The 14403-nt window shown below is 57.6% G+C and carries 16 protein-coding genes; 8 read left to right on the top strand and 8 right to left on the bottom strand.

Going from position 1 to position 14403, the window contains the following annotated elements; genetic code table 11:
- The first annotated feature begins 39 nt into the window (after positions 1-39).
- The 3 genes from AC5LBQ_RS02005 (at position 40) to AC5LBQ_RS01995 (ending at position 2436) form a co-directional block, all read left to right on the top strand.
- Entirely contained in the window at positions 40-621 is a 582-nt protein-coding gene (locus AC5LBQ_RS02005) for an FKBP-type peptidyl-prolyl cis-trans isomerase (protein WP_493264476.1), read from the top strand.
- Between the two features lie 18 nt (positions 622-639).
- On the top strand, positions 640-1260 hold the full coding sequence (dcd, locus tag AC5LBQ_RS02000; protein WP_295026222.1) for a dCTP deaminase: 621 nt from the start codon (positions 640-642) through the stop codon (positions 1258-1260).
- Positions 1261-1398: 138 nt separating this feature from the next.
- A complete protein-coding gene (locus AC5LBQ_RS01995; protein ID WP_295026221.1) occupies positions 1399-2436 on the top strand; it encodes a hypothetical protein in 1038 nt (345 codons plus the stop codon).
- A 23-nt stretch (positions 2437-2459) separates the two neighbouring features.
- Here AC5LBQ_RS01995 and AC5LBQ_RS01990 read toward each other — a convergent pair whose 3' ends face one another.
- From AC5LBQ_RS01990 to AC5LBQ_RS01980, 3 genes are all read right to left on the bottom strand, one after another.
- On the bottom strand, positions 2460-2723 hold the full coding sequence (locus AC5LBQ_RS01990) for a DUF4235 domain-containing protein (protein ID WP_282922314.1): 264 nt from the start codon (positions 2721-2723) through the stop codon (positions 2460-2462).
- 131 nt (positions 2724-2854) lie between these two features.
- Positions 2855-4186, bottom strand: a complete 1332-nt coding sequence (locus tag AC5LBQ_RS01985; protein ID WP_297345881.1) for a DUF4921 family protein — start codon at positions 4184-4186, stop codon at positions 2855-2857.
- 35 nt (positions 4187-4221) lie between these two features.
- A complete protein-coding gene (locus AC5LBQ_RS01980) occupies positions 4222-4629 on the bottom strand; it encodes an ACT domain-containing protein (protein WP_493264475.1) in 408 nt (135 codons plus the stop codon).
- 198 nt (positions 4630-4827) lie between these two features.
- Here AC5LBQ_RS01980 and AC5LBQ_RS01975 point away from each other — a divergent pair, with 198 nt between their 5' ends.
- Positions 4828-6573 carry an ABC transporter ATP-binding protein gene (locus AC5LBQ_RS01975; RefSeq protein WP_493264474.1) on the top strand — a complete coding sequence of 582 codons (1746 nt, stop codon included), beginning with the start codon at positions 4828-4830 and terminating at the stop codon, positions 6571-6573.
- A complete protein-coding gene (locus AC5LBQ_RS01970; RefSeq protein ID WP_493264473.1) occupies positions 6573-8531 on the top strand; it encodes an ABC transporter ATP-binding protein in 1959 nt (652 codons plus the stop codon). The genes AC5LBQ_RS01975 and AC5LBQ_RS01970 overlap by 1 nt, the downstream gene beginning before the upstream one ends.
- Here AC5LBQ_RS01970 and AC5LBQ_RS01965 read toward each other — a convergent pair.
- The 4 genes from AC5LBQ_RS01965 to AC5LBQ_RS01950 all read right to left on the bottom strand — a co-directional run bounded on the left by AC5LBQ_RS01965 (position 8480) and on the right by AC5LBQ_RS01950 (position 10552).
- The gene (locus tag AC5LBQ_RS01965) at positions 8480-9157 is read right to left on the bottom strand and encodes a histidine phosphatase family protein (RefSeq protein ID WP_493264472.1); all 678 of its coding nucleotides are present in this window, start codon (positions 9155-9157) and stop codon (positions 8480-8482) included. The two genes, AC5LBQ_RS01970 and AC5LBQ_RS01965, sit on opposite strands and share 52 nt — an antisense overlap.
- Before the next feature lie 51 nt (positions 9158-9208).
- Positions 9209-10036, bottom strand: coding sequence for an HAD family hydrolase (locus AC5LBQ_RS01960; protein WP_282922308.1), 828 nt, complete (start codon positions 10034-10036; stop codon positions 9209-9211).
- 79 nt (positions 10037-10115) lie between these two features.
- A complete protein-coding gene (locus AC5LBQ_RS01955; protein WP_003792170.1) occupies positions 10116-10214 on the bottom strand; it encodes a 30S ribosomal protein bS22 in 99 nt (32 codons plus the stop codon).
- Between the two features lie 116 nt (positions 10215-10330).
- Entirely contained in the window at positions 10331-10552 is a 222-nt protein-coding gene (locus tag AC5LBQ_RS01950; RefSeq protein WP_295026212.1) for a helix-turn-helix domain-containing protein, read from the bottom strand.
- A gap of 315 nt (positions 10553-10867) precedes the next feature.
- On the opposite strand from AC5LBQ_RS01950, the gene AC5LBQ_RS01945 reads away from it, so the two are divergent.
- Both AC5LBQ_RS01945 and AC5LBQ_RS01940 read left to right on the top strand, forming a co-directional pair.
- Positions 10868-12238 carry a TrkH family potassium uptake protein gene (locus tag AC5LBQ_RS01945; RefSeq protein WP_493264471.1) on the top strand — a complete coding sequence of 457 codons (1371 nt, stop codon included), beginning with the start codon at positions 10868-10870 and terminating at the stop codon, positions 12236-12238.
- Between the two features lie 22 nt (positions 12239-12260).
- Positions 12261-13436 carry a DNA mismatch repair protein MutL gene (locus tag AC5LBQ_RS01940; RefSeq protein WP_493264470.1) on the top strand — a complete coding sequence of 392 codons (1176 nt, stop codon included), beginning with the start codon at positions 12261-12263 and terminating at the stop codon, positions 13434-13436.
- 8 nt (positions 13437-13444) lie between these two features.
- On the opposite strand, the gene AC5LBQ_RS01935 is transcribed toward AC5LBQ_RS01940, so the two are convergent.
- Positions 13445-14107, bottom strand: coding sequence for a potassium channel family protein (locus AC5LBQ_RS01935; RefSeq protein WP_491680309.1), 663 nt, complete (start codon positions 14105-14107; stop codon positions 13445-13447).
- A 121-nt stretch (positions 14108-14228) separates the two neighbouring features.
- On the opposite strand from AC5LBQ_RS01935, the gene AC5LBQ_RS01930 reads away from it, so the two are divergent.
- Positions 14229-14402, top strand: a complete 174-nt coding sequence (locus AC5LBQ_RS01930) for a hypothetical protein (RefSeq protein ID WP_493264469.1) — start codon at positions 14229-14231, stop codon at positions 14400-14402.
- The last annotated feature ends 1 nt before the right edge of the window (position 14403 follow it).

Raw genomic sequence — 14403 nt, 5'->3', positions numbered from 1 at the left:
CTTTTCGACCAACAGCTGTGGGTCGGGTAGGGTGTAACCATGACTTTGAAAATTGTTCCTAAACTGTTCCTCCTCACTGGCGCCGCGGCGTTGACTCTGAGCTTGAGCGCCTGCTCCACTCAGGCCAAAGACCAGGCTGCCAGCCAGAGCCCGGCTGCGTCCAGCTCTGCCACCTCCACTCCTGAAGAACCCAAGTCCACCCCTGCTGCCATCGTCGAGGGCGACCGTCCTCAGGTGGTCGGTTCCGGGGCTGACACCGCGGTAGGGTTCCCCAAGGATATGCCCGCCCCGGACCAGAACACGGCGTGGGTCGTCCAAGAGGGCACGGGTGCGGTGGTCAGTGAAACCGACACCGTCACCGCTAACTACGTGGGTCAAGTATGGGGCCAGGGGGACATCTTCGATTCTTCCTTTGCCCGCGGGGAAGCCGCATCTTTCAGCTTGCAGCAGGTCATTCCCGGCTGGACTCAGGGGTTATCCGGGCAAAAGGTCGGGGCGAAAGTTATCCTCGGTATCCCTTCCGAAATGGCTTACGGTCAGGAAGGTCGTCCGCCGGCGATTCCGCCAAACTCGCCTTTGGCTTTTTATGTGGAAATCGTTGACGCCCAACCCGCTTCTTAGAGGCGATAGCATGGTGTCATGCTGATTTCTGACCGTGATATACGCGCTCTGGTAGCCCAAGGCAAAGTCGTGCTGGATCCTTGGGATCCTGATGCCGTCCAGCCTGCCTCGGTGGACATTCGTCTGGACCGGTACTTTCGCCTGTTCGATAACCACAAATATGGCTTGATTGATCCGTCGAAAGAGCAAACTGAGCTGACTCGCCTGGTGGATACCGGTGACAAGCCGCTCATTTTGCACCCGGGAGAGTTCGTGTTGGGTTCCACTTTTGAACACGTGACCTTGCCCGAGGATGTCGCGGCGCGCTTGGAAGGGAAATCCTCGCTGGGACGTCTGGGATTGCTGACCCACTCGACCGCGGGGTTCATCGATCCGGGCTTTACCGGCCATATCACCCTCGAGCTGTCCAACACGGCGACTATGCCGATTGCCCTGTACCCGGGGATGAAAATCGGCCAGCTGTGTTTCTTCCAGATGTCCTCTCCGGCCGAGGCTCCCTACGGTTCCGGCGCGAAAGGCTCTCGCTACCAGGGCCAGCGCGGCCCTACCGCCTCACGTTCTTACCTGAATTTCAGTCAGGTAGAGGTCCCCGAAGGGCGCGGGATTGTGGCTGTACCACACCCCGACACGGAACTGTGAATCGTTTTTCCCCGTTGTGGGCGCGGTGAACAAACGCCGCGAAACACCGCCGTGCTTGCCCCTTGCGACCCAGAGTGCCGCCCCGGTAGCCCTGCCCGGTAACGACCCTGCAGACCACTCTTTGGAAGGAATATAACCATGTTGTCACCGGCCAATCGCCACGATTCCTTGGATTTGCACGCCGCCGAGCCTTTTCACTTGCTGGCGGTAGCCGATGACGTGCAGCCCGAAGAGATCGACATTCTGGCAGGCCAAATCTGGACCGAGTGTTCGCGCCTGGGGCCAGGGCTTTTAGAGCTGAAAAAAGAGGCGTATCTGACCGGTCCTTGGGATTTGACGCCCGAGGCGATTGTGGGTTTGGGGCTGCCCAGCCGCCTGAAGTTCGCGTATTTGGCGGGGGTTCCCGCCTTGCGTGGGAAACCGGTGCCGCAGTGGCTACAGGGCAGTGACCCCTTGTGGGATGCGTTTCGCGAAGGTGGCCCGGAAGGGCTGGAACTGGAAGTTTTGCAAGGGCTACGGCGTATAGCGCGGCGTTTGGCTGGCGCCTTGCGGTTCTCGACTGGTCCCATCATTGTCCCGGATCCGGATTCCGCGGTGAATCTGCGGGTTTTGTCCGAAATTTGGTTGGAACCCGCGGCTTGCCTCCAGGTGGTGCAGCGAGCTTTGCCTATCGCAACCCTGCTGATGGGAAATGAAACTGAACAGACACAGCGCCGCTCGGGGCCTAAAGCACCTCGACTGACCACCCCCGAGGAGCGCGCCAACTACGATCCCGACGGATTGCGCTCCCGCATTCAAGCCGGAGTCAGCCCGGACGAACGGGCGTGGCTACACGCGGAAGCGGAAGCTTACGATGAGGCAGCTATGTCCATGCCCATGATGGTCGACGCTTACGCGATTGCTGCTGACGTGACCCAGAAATCATCTGTTCACGTAGTGGTGCAGGGAGAAACCGCTATCCCTCCGGCCTTGGGACATGCCGAAGACGGCTGCGTGAGCTACGCCATTTCCTGGATGGCCCCGGAAATCACCATCACTGAGGAAAGTAAACTGAAACGGGCGATGCGCCTGGATCGGCTGACCGTCATTGACGCCATCGAAGCTGTCGCCAGGGAGCTGGCCGAAGCGACTAACGGGGTCGTCATTGACCAGGACGATTTTGTCGTTTCCCTCTAAGCCCGGACTCGAACTTGGCGGGCTTAGACGCGTTCGATGCCGGCTTCGCCGTGTTTATTAATCCACCACTGACTGGCGGTACGCACGGTGAAACGCCTGATAATGGCTAACAAAACCCCGGAAAGAACCGCGAAAACGATGGCTTGAGCCAATCCGACCTCGATATCATCGTCCTTGGGGGGATTGGCTCCGGTGGCCATCCTCCATCCCAACCTGACGATGTTGTCGCTGACCAGACCGGCCGCGGCCACAGCCGCCACATTCACAACTTTTTGTCCGATGTCCACGTTTTCTCCTTAAATCCTTGTCAGGTTTACGCCAAACAACAGCGTCCCCTCCATGTTATCGGGTCAGGCCTCGGTTCGGTCGAGAGTACCGCCGCGGGTTTTGCCGATGCGGTCGCGCGGGGTGGAACGGGCTATTCCCCCAGGGGATTTTTTGGCAGACGATATTCGTTGCCCAGCCGCAGCGAGGGCGCGATGAGACCTTGTTCGCGCTTTTTCTCAAGCAGTTCCACCATTTCGTCACGCAACGTCCACGGGTCGACCGAGTTGAGGTAAATCCGGGTGGAGCCTTCGAAACCCGCCAGGGTCGAGGTGCGCTGCTTTAACAGGATGCGGAACCGCATGGGGACATCGAGGTCAACAGGTCGGTGATACCACTCCTCGTTGGTGGGCACCGCGGGCCCGACTGCACAGTGCAGCGCGTGCAACACGTCAGAAATCCCATCAACCTGTTCGCGAGTGTATTCCCACGGCAGCAGCGCCGGTCCCAACGGCCAGACCGCGATGGTCTGATAGCGGTGACCGAAGTCAGCGAACCCTACCGCGTAGTCGTTGCCCAGAATCATCATTTGCCGGTGGGCCACATAATGCAGGATTTGCCGGTAGATGGCTGGGTTTGCTGCCACGCGCGCCGCTTCGGCTTCAATCTGGACCCCGTATTCGTCCACTGCCACCAGCTGTTTATGCAGGTGGTCAAAAGACGCTCCGGCTGGTTTCAACCAATTTTGGAAAGCGGTGACGTATTTCACGGCGGGATTCAAGTTGTATAAATCTTTCAGAGCGGCGATGGTGTAGCCGATGTAGGCACGGTGTTCCGCAACGCTCAAGGTCCCGGCTGAAGCGTTTTGATCCGTCCGGGTCGCCCCGTCCACGTAGTGACGCCGTGCCACAATAACGTCATGCCCTCCGGCAAACAGGCCGTTGGCGTATTGCAACAAAGCATCATCGGGGATCGTTTCCAAGTGGTTCTCACCGGAAGCCTCCAGGCGCATTTTCACCACGTGCAAAACGTGGTCATACCCCTCGGCGGAAGCCAGGTAGTCAGCCATGCGCCGATTCTGGGACTCGGTGGGGTAGTGGTTGTGGTTTTCGTGCCAGTAGTCGTAGGAAACAATCTCAAAAAGATTGGGAATCCGCCGAAACTCTGCCACCATGTCGTGCATGGAGGCGGCGGGTAGGCCTTCAATGATGTGGAACTTGGAGTCCAAGCCTTTGACCAACCGGGATTTTTCCGGTGGGGTGTCGAAGTAGCGGTCCGCGCAAAAGGCGCAGGCGTTGGTGAACTCGGAGGGAAGCAGCAGCCGTGGCCGGTCGAGCAGAACGCGCCGGTGGGAGTGGGGTCGTTTCCCGCGGCTCGTCACGGTCCACACTTGGGTCCCGGTCAAGGGATTGCGCTGTTTGATGGTGCCGTCTGCCATCCGATCCATCGGGTCAGGATTCAGTAGGAGAGGGTTTTTATCCTTCATTATGAACAGTATTCCTTTGGGGTTGGCGCCTGAGCTTACATATTGAGCCAGGCTTTGGCTTGGCCGGACACGTCTTCGAGTACGGCTTTGGCCTCGGCCGCCAGCTTGGACGGCACAAAAATATGGGTGTGATAGATGCCTGAAAAGATGTTTGCCGGGATGGAGCGGGAGGACAACACTTGAGCAATCCCCGAGTTCAACCCCACCACGTCCAGAGATCCGGGCGCTGACAGGGTAATAATCGTGTAGGGATCGTCAGTGCTGAGACCGGCACGGGCGGCTTCTTCCAAAGTCACCCCGATAGTGATACCTTCCGGTTCGCGAATCAACGCGACCGGCTCCACGTCCGGTGGCAGCTCGGTGACGCTGGCGAACACGTACTCCACCCCGATTTTGGGGTCAATCTGGGCCAGCATTTGTTCGTATGTGGCGTTCTCGCTCATAAAATCCTATTCAATCGCTTCTCAGGGTCTTTCCCGGTGACGTGACCTTTTCATTCTAACCGCCCTGGGGAGCTCTTGCCCGAAGCCTCGGGAAATGTATGCCAGTTTCAGCGAAAAAGCGAAGTTGTGCGTCCCCCGTGAATTTGTGCCAAACTGACTACTGGTTTTTAAATTATTTAACTAATCCCGGAGGTCCTGATGCTGTTAAAGCTGTGGCGAGAGCACATGCCGCGGCGTTGGGCCTTCCTGGTGATTGTGATTATTGCCCAGGTCGTGCAATGTTTAGCCAGCCTGTGGCTGCCGACTCTGAACGCAGACATCATCAACGATGGAATCGTCGGCCAAAACCTCGCCCTAATCTGGAAACTCGGCGGCATCATGCTGGTCGCGACCATCATTCAGACCCTTGGCATGGTCGTCTCGGCCTATTTCAGCGGTCGGATTGCCATGTGGATTGGTCGCGATGTGCGCCAAAAGGTCTATGACCAAGTGTTGACTTTCAGCTCGTCCCAAATGCACCACTTTGGCTCCGCCTCGCTCATTACCCGTGCTACCAACGACATCAACCAGGTGCAAAGCGTGATTCTGATGACTCTCATCATCATGATTCAAGCCCCCATAATGGGCGTGGGTGCGGTCATCATGGCGGTGTCCCTGGATGCCCCGCTGTCCTTGCTATTCCTGGTGGCGGTGCCGGTGCTGCTGGTCGTGGTGGGCATCTTGATGCACTTCATGTCGCCTTTGTTCAAAGTTCAGCAGGAACGTATCGATGCGGTGGCGGCGCGTATCCGCGGGGCGCTCTCCGGGGTTCGTATCGTGCGGGCTTTTGGCCGCAAACAGTTCATGAACGAGCGTTTTGATACCGCTAACCGGGATTTGCGTGATGTCGCTTTGCGTCTGGGTAACCTGTTTGCGCTGATGATTCCCGCAGTGCAGCTCATCGTCATGCTCTCCTCGATTGGGGTCATCTGGTTTGGGGCGGGCCGCTATTTCTCGGGTCAGCTGGAAATCGGGGATATTGTCGCTTTTCTGACCTACCTGATGCAGCTGCTCGGGGCGGTCATGATGGCTTCGTTCATGTTTGTGATGGTGCCTCGTGCTGAGGTGTGTGCCAAACGTTTGTCTGAAGTCATCTCAACCTCGCCCGAAATCAGCTCGCCCCGCGCTCCTGTGGCTTTCCCCGCAGAGCCGTTGACTTTGAGTTTCAAGGGAGTTTCGGTGGGTTTCGCGGGAGCCAGCCGGCCGTTGCTGCAGGACCTGAACTTCTGTATCGAACCGGGCCAGAGCACCGCCATCATCGGCTCCACCGGTAGCGGCAAAACCTCTCTTTTGCGCCTGATGATGCGCTCTTTGGACCCCACCGCGGGACAGATTACGGTCAACGGAGTGGACTTACGGGACCTCGACCTTGACCAGTGGCATCGCCACATCGCTTACGTTCCCCAAAACAGCTACCTGTTCTCAGGCACTATTGCTTCCACCGTTTCCGGGATGGAGGCATCGCAAATCACGGATGAGGTACGTGAGAAGGTTTGGGCGGCGCTGCGTCAGGCACAAGCCGGGGACTTTGTGTCCGCTTTGGATGACGGCCTGGACGCCGAGGTCAGTGCTGGGGGCAAGAATTTTTCCGGCGGGCAGCGTCAGCGGCTTTCGGTGGCACGAGCCCTGTTCCGAGGCTCGGCGCTGGTGTTTCTCGATGACCCGTTTTCGGCTTTGGATTTTGCTACCGAGGCGAAGCTGCGCGGGGAGCTCAACAGTTTGGAGGGGCCGGTCAGCCTGATTTTTGTGGCGCAGCGTATCGCTTCGGTGCGCCACGCGGATCAGATTATAGTGCTCGATGAGGGCCGGATGGTGGGTCTGGGGACCCATGAGCAGCTGCTGGCTGACTGTGAAGCCTACCAAGAAATCGTGGAGTCCCAGCTGTCCTTGGAGGAGGTGCAATAATGCCTCCAAATCAGAGGAACTCTGCCCGGCGTGGCCCGCACGGGGCGCCCAACCCGCACGATAAGCCTCGCAATGCCCGCGCGGCTTGGAAGCGGCTGTTCGTTGAGCTCAAGCCATTCCTGGGATTAATCGGGCTGGAATTCTTTATGATTCTGGTGGGAACCGTCTCGATGAGCTTGGTTCCTGCGATTCTCGGTTTCGCCACTGATAATATTCTGGCCGGAAAAGTGGACCGTCTGGTACAAAACCTCGTGGTGGCATTGGGCCTCAGTATCGTCGCCGCAGTCCTGGGCTACCTGGGGCAGCGGATTAACCGGCTGGTGGTGCAGCGTTTGGGATATCGGCTGCGAAACGTCGCCAGCGATAAGGTCAACCGACTGTCGGTGTCGTACCTGGAGTCACAAGACACGGGCGACCTGGTGTCTCGCACCACTAATGATGTCGATAACATCACCCAGACCCTGCAACAGGTTCTGGGGCGAGCCCTGGACTCGCTCATTTCCATTGTGGCGGTCACGGTAATGATGTTCGTGATCTCCCCGTGGCTGGCGTTGCTGACCTTGCTGATTTTGCCGGTCGTCGGGGCGGGAGCCGGGTTTATCATGAAAAAGTCCCAGCCCTACTTTAAACAGCAATGGGACCAAACCGGGGTGGTCTCGACCTTGGTCGAAGAATCCTTCTCCGGTCAACAAATCCTCACTTTGCACGGTTTGACACCGACCTATTCCCAACGTTTCGCGAGGGAAAATGAGACGTTCACCCAAGCCAGTTTCAAAGCGCAGTTCATCTCCATGCTGATGCAACCGATGCTGATTTTGGTGTCTAATCTATCCTTCGTTTTGGTGGCGGTAATCGGTGCCTGGTTCGTGCTATCCGGCATGATGACCATCGGGGGAGTCCAGGCGTTTATCCAATACTCACGCAACTTTTCTATGCCGCTGGCCGCAGTCATGCAGATTTTGAACCTGATGCAAAGCGCGCTGGCCAGCGCCGAGCGCCTGTTTGGATTCATTGACGAAACCGATTCCGAAATCGAAACCGACCGGGCGGCCCGACTCATCTGCGGACCCAACCCCGCTTCTGACCAGGACGAGGGAACAGCCGACTGCGGCGCGGCGCTACAGGACGGTCGCATCGTGTTCGACAACGTGACGTTCTCTTATGTGCCTGGCAAACCCGTTATCCGAGACCTGAACCTGACCTTAGAAAAGGGCCAATCCATTGCCATCGTGGGCCCCACCGGAGCGGGCAAAACCACCCTGGTGAATCTGTTGGAACGCTACGTTGACCCTGATAGCGGCACCATCACTATGGGCGGCCTCGATATCCGCCGGATTCCTATTGAACGGCTGCGGGCCGAAATCGGCATGGTGGCGCAAGACCCCTGGCTCATAGACGACACGATTCGCGCCAACATTGCTTTTGGTGAACTCGCGCCGGACCCAGCCGCGGTGGAACTGGCAGCGACTCAATCCGGACTGGACTCCCTGGTGAAAGCCTTGCCCGCCGGATACGACACGTTGATTGACAACGATTCCACGGCGCTGTCAGCCGGGGAAAAGCAGCTCCTCACCATAGCGCGAGCCTTTTACGCCGACCGGTCTATCCTCATTCTGGACGAAGCGACCTCCGCGGTTGATACCCGCACTGAACTGCAGCTGGCCAAGGCAATGTCGCGGCTGGGGCATGGGAAAACGACCTTCACCATTGCGCATCGGCTCTCCACGATTCGCGGCGCGGACATTATTCTGGTCATTGACGAGGGCCGCTTGGTGGAATCTGGCAATCATGAACAATTGCTTGCTCAACGCGGCGCTTACTACCAGCTGTATCACAGCCAGTTTAATGCAGGCGTGAGCGGTGCGGCCCGTCGACCCGCGCGTCAGAAATCGAGCAATCTCGCGAATCAGCGACCGGTATTGACCGCGGCACTGGAACTGCCCGGCGTCACGTCCTGAGACTGAGCTACCAGTGATTCCGCTGGTGAGGTGTAATCCAAGCCAATCAAGGTGGCGTTATCGAAATAAAACGAGGTCACGGAGGCCAAGGCGCACTCGCGTTTCCGCGGGTCGTGCACTAAGGACTTTCCCTCCACGAAACGCCGCAGGGTCCAAATCGGCAGTTGGTGGGAAACCACCAGCGATTCCCGGCCGGGGGGAGTCAAGGCTCTGGCGTGAGCGACCGCGCGAAACATCCGCTGGGCGATGGCTCGGTAGTGTTCCCCCCAGGACGGCAGCCAGGGTGCCACATAGAGCGGCCAGTATCGCGGGCTGGCCAAGGTCAGCGGGGAACGGTGAATCTTTTGCCCACGTAGCTTATTGCCCGCCTCGGTCAGGCGTGAATCGGTGAAAATGGGCAGCTGGAAAATTTCGGCCGCGGGGGCGGCGCTTTCCTGGGCGCGCTGCAGAGGGGAGGACATAATCATGGCAATATCGCGGTTTTCCGTGGCTAGCCAGCGAGCCGTCAGGGCCGTCATTTCCCGTCCTCGTTCGGTCAGCCCAAAGCCGTCAAGCCGTTCGTATAGCACCCCTTCGGGATTATCGACTTCGCCGTGGCGCATCAGGTGGACGGTGGTCAGAGCCATGATTCCTCACTTTTCAGGGTTGACGGTCAGCGATTATCAGATTTTAGGCCGTTAGCGGCGCCGGGGAAACAGGAAATGCCATACCCGTCCCAGGGTGCGTAAAATCCGGCGAATTACGTATCTCCAGAGAACCCGCACAGTCCACAGGAAACCTACCATGATGGCGGGCAGGTAGCGGCTGCGCACCTTGATAGCAATATCCAAGCGGCGGTGCGCGAAATCATAAACCGGCCAGTGTCGACGTTTGGCGATCCGGCGTAACTTCGGTTCGGGATTGACCACGCGGGGGTGTCCGACCAGGTTAAGGAGCTTTTCGTCGGACATGGAATCGGAATAGGCATAGCACTGTTTCAGGTCGTAGTCGTGTTCCCAAGACAGTTCCAACACCGCTTTGGCTTTCATCGTGCCGTGCATCAAAGACTGCGGCATCTTTCCGGTGTAGCGTCCCCACTCATCGACTTCCACCACCGTGCCTAGAGCCCCGGTCAAGCCCAAGCGGTGCGCCATAGATTGGGCGATTTCTCGCGGAGTGGCGGAAACCAGCCAGACATCGTGACCGGCATCGAGGTGCTTTTGGATAATGTCCAAAGCTCCCGGAAAGAGCCGTTCCTGCAGGAACCGGTCGTAGAGTTCCTCGCCGACCAGCACCAGATCCGATTCCAGTTTGCCTTCGATAATCTGCAGGGACCGTTTCTTCACCTGCTCCACGCGGTGGATGTTTTCCCCGAAAATGACATAAAGCAAGGCTTGGTGAGCCGCAAAAACAAAAAAATCCAGCCCGAAGTAGCCGCGGGAATACAAGTCCCGCGCCAGATACCAGGTCGAGGCACCGCGAATCAAGGTGCCATCGACATCAAAGAAAGCTGCGATTTTCGCCACGAATCAATCTTACTGAAGTGTTGTTCAGACGCCCAGAAAAACGTGCGCGGGCCCGGATACAACCCGAGCCCGCCGACGTCTACTTCTTGTTGCGACGCTGATGACGCGTCTTACGAAGCAACTTGCGGTGCTTCTTTTTCGCCATCCGCTTGCGACGCTTCTTAATAACGGAACCCACGCCGACCTCCTAAAATAACTGCTGCCGCCTAACATGCAGCAAATAACCACACAAGTTTACCTTTTTCAGACAACCTAGCCAAAATGAAAGAACTTCGCCCGTGGCAACGTCACAAACTATTGCGCGACGGCTTCGTCGTCGTTGCCAACCATCCAGTTGTCCAGGTTTGACGCGGAAAGCTCTTCGACAGCTTTCAAAGGCACTCGAAACGAACGCTTGACACGAACGGCGGGAAGGTCGCCAGCATGAACCATACGATAAACAGTCATCTTTGAGACCCTCAACAAATCCGCGACTTCCGCTACGGTGAGGAACCGTGGTGCCTGGTTCTGAGTCATTCCCGTCATCCTAAATTTGCCTAGACGCGCTACTGGAGCCACTTTAGTCTCACACTTAACACGCGTTACATACAGAAATATAGCGGTAATTTGCATAAAAGTGTTAGTTCTCAGCTCTCAATTTTCTCTAAAACCCCGAATTTCGCCGAAATTCCTCCTTTTTGAGGGGCTAGTATTCCGGTTTTAGCCTGCCAGAGGGTAACGTTGTAACCGAGTTTTCCTCACGTGGTTTCCGCCAGGATTCCACCGGAGCGGTGAAAGCTCCGCCAGAAAAACAGCCGGAACATCTCTGTCGGGAAAAAGGAACGGGCGACCTTGAAGTTTTTTGCGAACCTGCGCGAGAAAAGCGGGAAGTGGTTTGATGAACTAGCCCGCCGCGCCCCCGCTCGCCTGACTCTGGCGGTGTTCCTTTCCATCATCGTCGTTCACACCGCCATCCTGTGCCTGCCGATTTCCACCCGCGATCCGGGTCGCGCCCGCTTCGTTGACGCGCTGTTCACCAGTACTTCAGCAGTGTGCGTGACCGGTTTGACGGTGGTGCCTACCGATACCTACTGGTCGCCGTTCGGTCTGGTGGTCATCTTGCTCGGCGTAGAAATTGGGGGGCTCGGGGTCATGACCCTGGCCTCTATGCTGTCCCTGGCTGTTTCGCGCCACATCGGCCTGACCGCCCGCCTCCTGGCTGCGGGGGAAAAGAAATCCTCCCTTGGGGAGGTCGGTTCGTTGGGGAAAATGGCGCTTTTGGTGTCGGTTTCGGTCGAATCGGTCATTGCCCTGATGCTTTTCCCCGAGTTCATCCGGCAAGACTACGGTGTCGGCATGTCGGCCTGGTATGCGGTGTTCATGGCGGTCAGTGTGTTCAACAACGCAGGTTTCGTCATAGTGCCGGGCGGAGTGGAACAGTTCGTTAGCGACTTCGGCATCATCGGCCCGATGTGTCTGGGAGTTTTCATCGGAGCCATCGGTTTCCCGGTTTCCTTGGACTTAGCCCGCAACTGGCGGCGGCCGAAGCACTTGAGTTTGCACTCGAAACTGACCATCACCACCTACCTGGCGCTGGCCGTGGTCGGCGGCGGCATCACCGGGGCTATCGAGTGGGATAATCCGCGGACTCTGGGGGCTTTGGACTTGCCGGGCAAGCTACTGGCAGTTCTACTGGGGGCGTTTAATACCAGGTCATTAGGGGTTTCCACGGTTGATGTGGGTTCTATGCACGAGGCATCCTGGTTCGTTTCCTCCATCATGATGTTTATCGGAGGCGGTTCGGCTTCCACTGCCGGAGGCATCAAGGTTACGACTTTCGCGGTCATGGTTCTGGCGATTGTGGCAGAAGTGCGCGGCAATCGTGACATCGAGGCATTCGGGAGGCGTATCGGTCCTTCGACGGTGCGTCTAGCGGTGGCGGTTGTCGCCATGAGTTCTCTGGTCATAGGTTTGTCCACCGCCGGACTGCTGCTGTTGACGGACTTGCCGTTGTCAGAAGCCCTTTTTGAAGTCAACAGTGCATTCGGGACCGTCGGTCTGTCTACCGGCATCACCGGTTCTTTACCGGATTCAGGAAAATTTTTGCTCTCCCTGCTGATGTTTACCGGCAGGGTGGGTTCCATGACTTTCGGTGCCGCCCTCGCCATGCGAAACCGCCGCCGGGTGATACGTTTCCCCGAAGAAGCCCCCAATATCGGATAGGTCATAGCGGGAGTTCAACGAAATGGCGGTAACGAATTGGGCCTTCCCCAATCTGGAGGCGAAGCCGGGGGCGTGGCGTCGGTACTGGGTGGTGCTGGTGGCTTTCCCCAATCTGTATCGGGAAATTTTCGCGGGTTCGACCCTGGAATCGTTTTGTTTGGGGATGGCCGACGACCCTCTGCATCGCAAACTGCTGGACTCCTATATTCGGGCGCGGGCTCGCAATGAAAAGCACGCCCTTAAGGCGTTGCAAAACGGTACTGATGTGCGCGATATTCCCGGTGCTGACAAGGCCATTGACGCGTTTAAAACCCGGTTTGATGAGCTCAATCAGGAAAATGCTCAGGGTCTGTCAGAGCAAAAGCTGCCGCTGCTGGTCGAACGGCTCTCCGCAGCCGTGTGTGACTACACATTTTGCGAGGATATGCACCCGCGAATCGCGGACCGAGTCATCGGGCCGAGCGGCCGAAATGATGCGGATAACCTGGCGCAGCAGTGGCTGGAGTTTCCCCTGTTAAAGTACCTCAAACAGCGTTTTCACCCCCTAGCGCATCATTTGCGGTTTGATTCTTTGGATGCCGTGACACTGCGCCAGCCTTCCGATTCCAGCGCGGTGCAGCGGGTTCCCGGGCAGCTGCCGCGTTACGGGGCACCTCACGGGGGGACGAATCCCCACACTTTTCCTTACGTGACGAGTTTCATCGGTCCGGTTCCCCCGATTCCCGATCCGACTTCCGGCTTGCACTTCCCACAAGCGCCGCTGCTCCAGTTTGCCTGTACGCGTGACCTGTTCGACCCGGTGTGGGCGGCCAGTTCGGAACAGGCGCGCGAGATTCCGTTCCACTTTGATCAGATTCCGCCCCTCAACTTTGACCGGGTCTATCAAGTAAACACCCTAGAAAACTGGCGTGAACTGGTCAGACGCTACCCGCTGGAGTTCACTAACCTGGAGGTGCGCCAGGAGTTCCAACGCTTGAGCGGCAAAGACGCGGTGTTCCTGGGGGTCGATTGGGAGCGGGTTCGACAGGATTATGACGTGGTGTTTTTCGGGTTCACGGCGGTTTTGGACTGTGCCGATGTGGGTGTGGACATCGAGGCGAGTGAGCTGGGGGAGCTGGCGCAATCATGTTCGGGGGTGCGCCTCACCGCGGTCATGTATCGGGTGGTGCCGGGTTCGACCTATTGGCTGAACCTCTAAAGTTCCCTTCAGGGGCGATTCGCGAAATCTTCGAGCAGTTCTCCGTCCCCTGACACGATAATCAGGTCATTGGCTGCCACTACCGTGTCCGGGCCGGCATATTCAAAGTGTTGTCCTGGTGAGATAACGCCGAGGATATTGACCCCGTAGCGGCGGCGCACATCGGATTCCAACAGGGTAAATCCCTGGATTTCTGCCGGCGGGCGCATCTTAACAATCGAGAAGCCTTCCCGATCCATCTCTACGTAGTCCAGCATCCTGCCATCAACCAGGTGCGCGGTACGCCTTCCGGCGTCAAATTCGGGGTAAATGACGTGGTGGGCGCCAATACGGCGCAGGATTTTGCCCTGTTCTCGGCTGATGGCTTTGGCCCAGATTTGTTCCATCCCCAAATCGACCAGGTTGGCCGTAATCAGCACCGAGGCTTCCAGAGCGCCAACCCCCACTACGGTGGACGAAAAATCTTTGGCACCCAACTGTTCCATAGCGTCCAGGCGGGTCGCGTCCGCTTCCACCACGGGAAAGAGTGGGGAAAAACGCTCGACTTGAGCCGGGTCGCTTTCGACTGCCAGAATTTCGCGATCCAAAGAATTCAGCGTCATCGCGACCGCGGATCCGAAACGGCCCAAGCCGATGACCAATGTTCCCGAGGATTTTTCCTTTTCAGCCACCCTCAAAGTTTACCTGTTTCAAGCCTTCCAGTTGGTTTTCTGGCGGGAATTTGGCGAGATTTGAGGAATTTTTGTCTCCGCGATGGCGAGGTGGTGGACCGCTCCCATGCGGTCTTTTGTCATGACAAAGTCGCCCGTTGTGGACACTGTGGACCTACCCAAGACCCGTTTAGGCAAAGAAATCCGTAAAGAACCTAATGAAGTCCAAAACCGGCCGATAGTTACGGTTGTCACCAAGGTCGCCGGCGACGGCGTCACTGGGGTCAGAGACGATGACAATCCAAGGATGGGATGAA

This window comes from Mobiluncus sp. (genome assembly GCF_985070215.1).
The sequence above is the reverse complement of the archived record's forward strand: the minus strand, read 5'-3'. Positions and strand labels throughout refer to the sequence as shown.

Excerpts from the sequence above, each read along its gene's own strand:
- AC5LBQ_RS01980 (WP_493264475.1), bottom strand. The coding sequence starts at position 4,629 with ATGAGCGAGAACGCCACATACGAACAAATGCTGGCCCAGATTGACCCC.
- AC5LBQ_RS02005 (WP_493264476.1), top strand. The coding sequence starts at position 40 with ATGACTTTGAAAATTGTTCCTAAACTGTTCCTCCTCACTGGCGCCGCG.
- AC5LBQ_RS01950 (WP_295026212.1), bottom strand. The coding sequence starts at position 10,552 with ATGACTCAGAACCAGGCACCACGGTTCCTCACCGTAGCGGAAGTCGCG.
- AC5LBQ_RS01985 (WP_297345881.1), bottom strand. The coding sequence starts at position 4,186 with ATGAAGGATAAAAACCCTCTCCTACTGAATCCTGACCCGATGGATCGG.
- AC5LBQ_RS01940 (WP_493264470.1), top strand. The coding sequence starts at position 12,261 with ATGGCGGTAACGAATTGGGCCTTCCCCAATCTGGAGGCGAAGCCGGGG.
- AC5LBQ_RS01975 (WP_493264474.1), top strand. The coding sequence starts at position 4,828 with ATGCTGTTAAAGCTGTGGCGAGAGCACATGCCGCGGCGTTGGGCCTTC.
- AC5LBQ_RS01995 (WP_295026221.1), top strand. The coding sequence starts at position 1,399 with ATGTTGTCACCGGCCAATCGCCACGATTCCTTGGATTTGCACGCCGCC.
- dcd (WP_295026222.1), top strand. The coding sequence starts at position 640 with ATGCTGATTTCTGACCGTGATATACGCGCTCTGGTAGCCCAAGGCAAA.
- AC5LBQ_RS01930 (WP_493264469.1), top strand. The coding sequence starts at position 14,229 with ATGACAAAGTCGCCCGTTGTGGACACTGTGGACCTACCCAAGACCCGT.
- AC5LBQ_RS01965 (WP_493264472.1), bottom strand. The coding sequence starts at position 9,157 with ATGGCTCTGACCACCGTCCACCTGATGCGCCACGGCGAAGTCGATAAT.
- AC5LBQ_RS01970 (WP_493264473.1), top strand. The coding sequence starts at position 6,573 with ATGCCTCCAAATCAGAGGAACTCTGCCCGGCGTGGCCCGCACGGGGCG.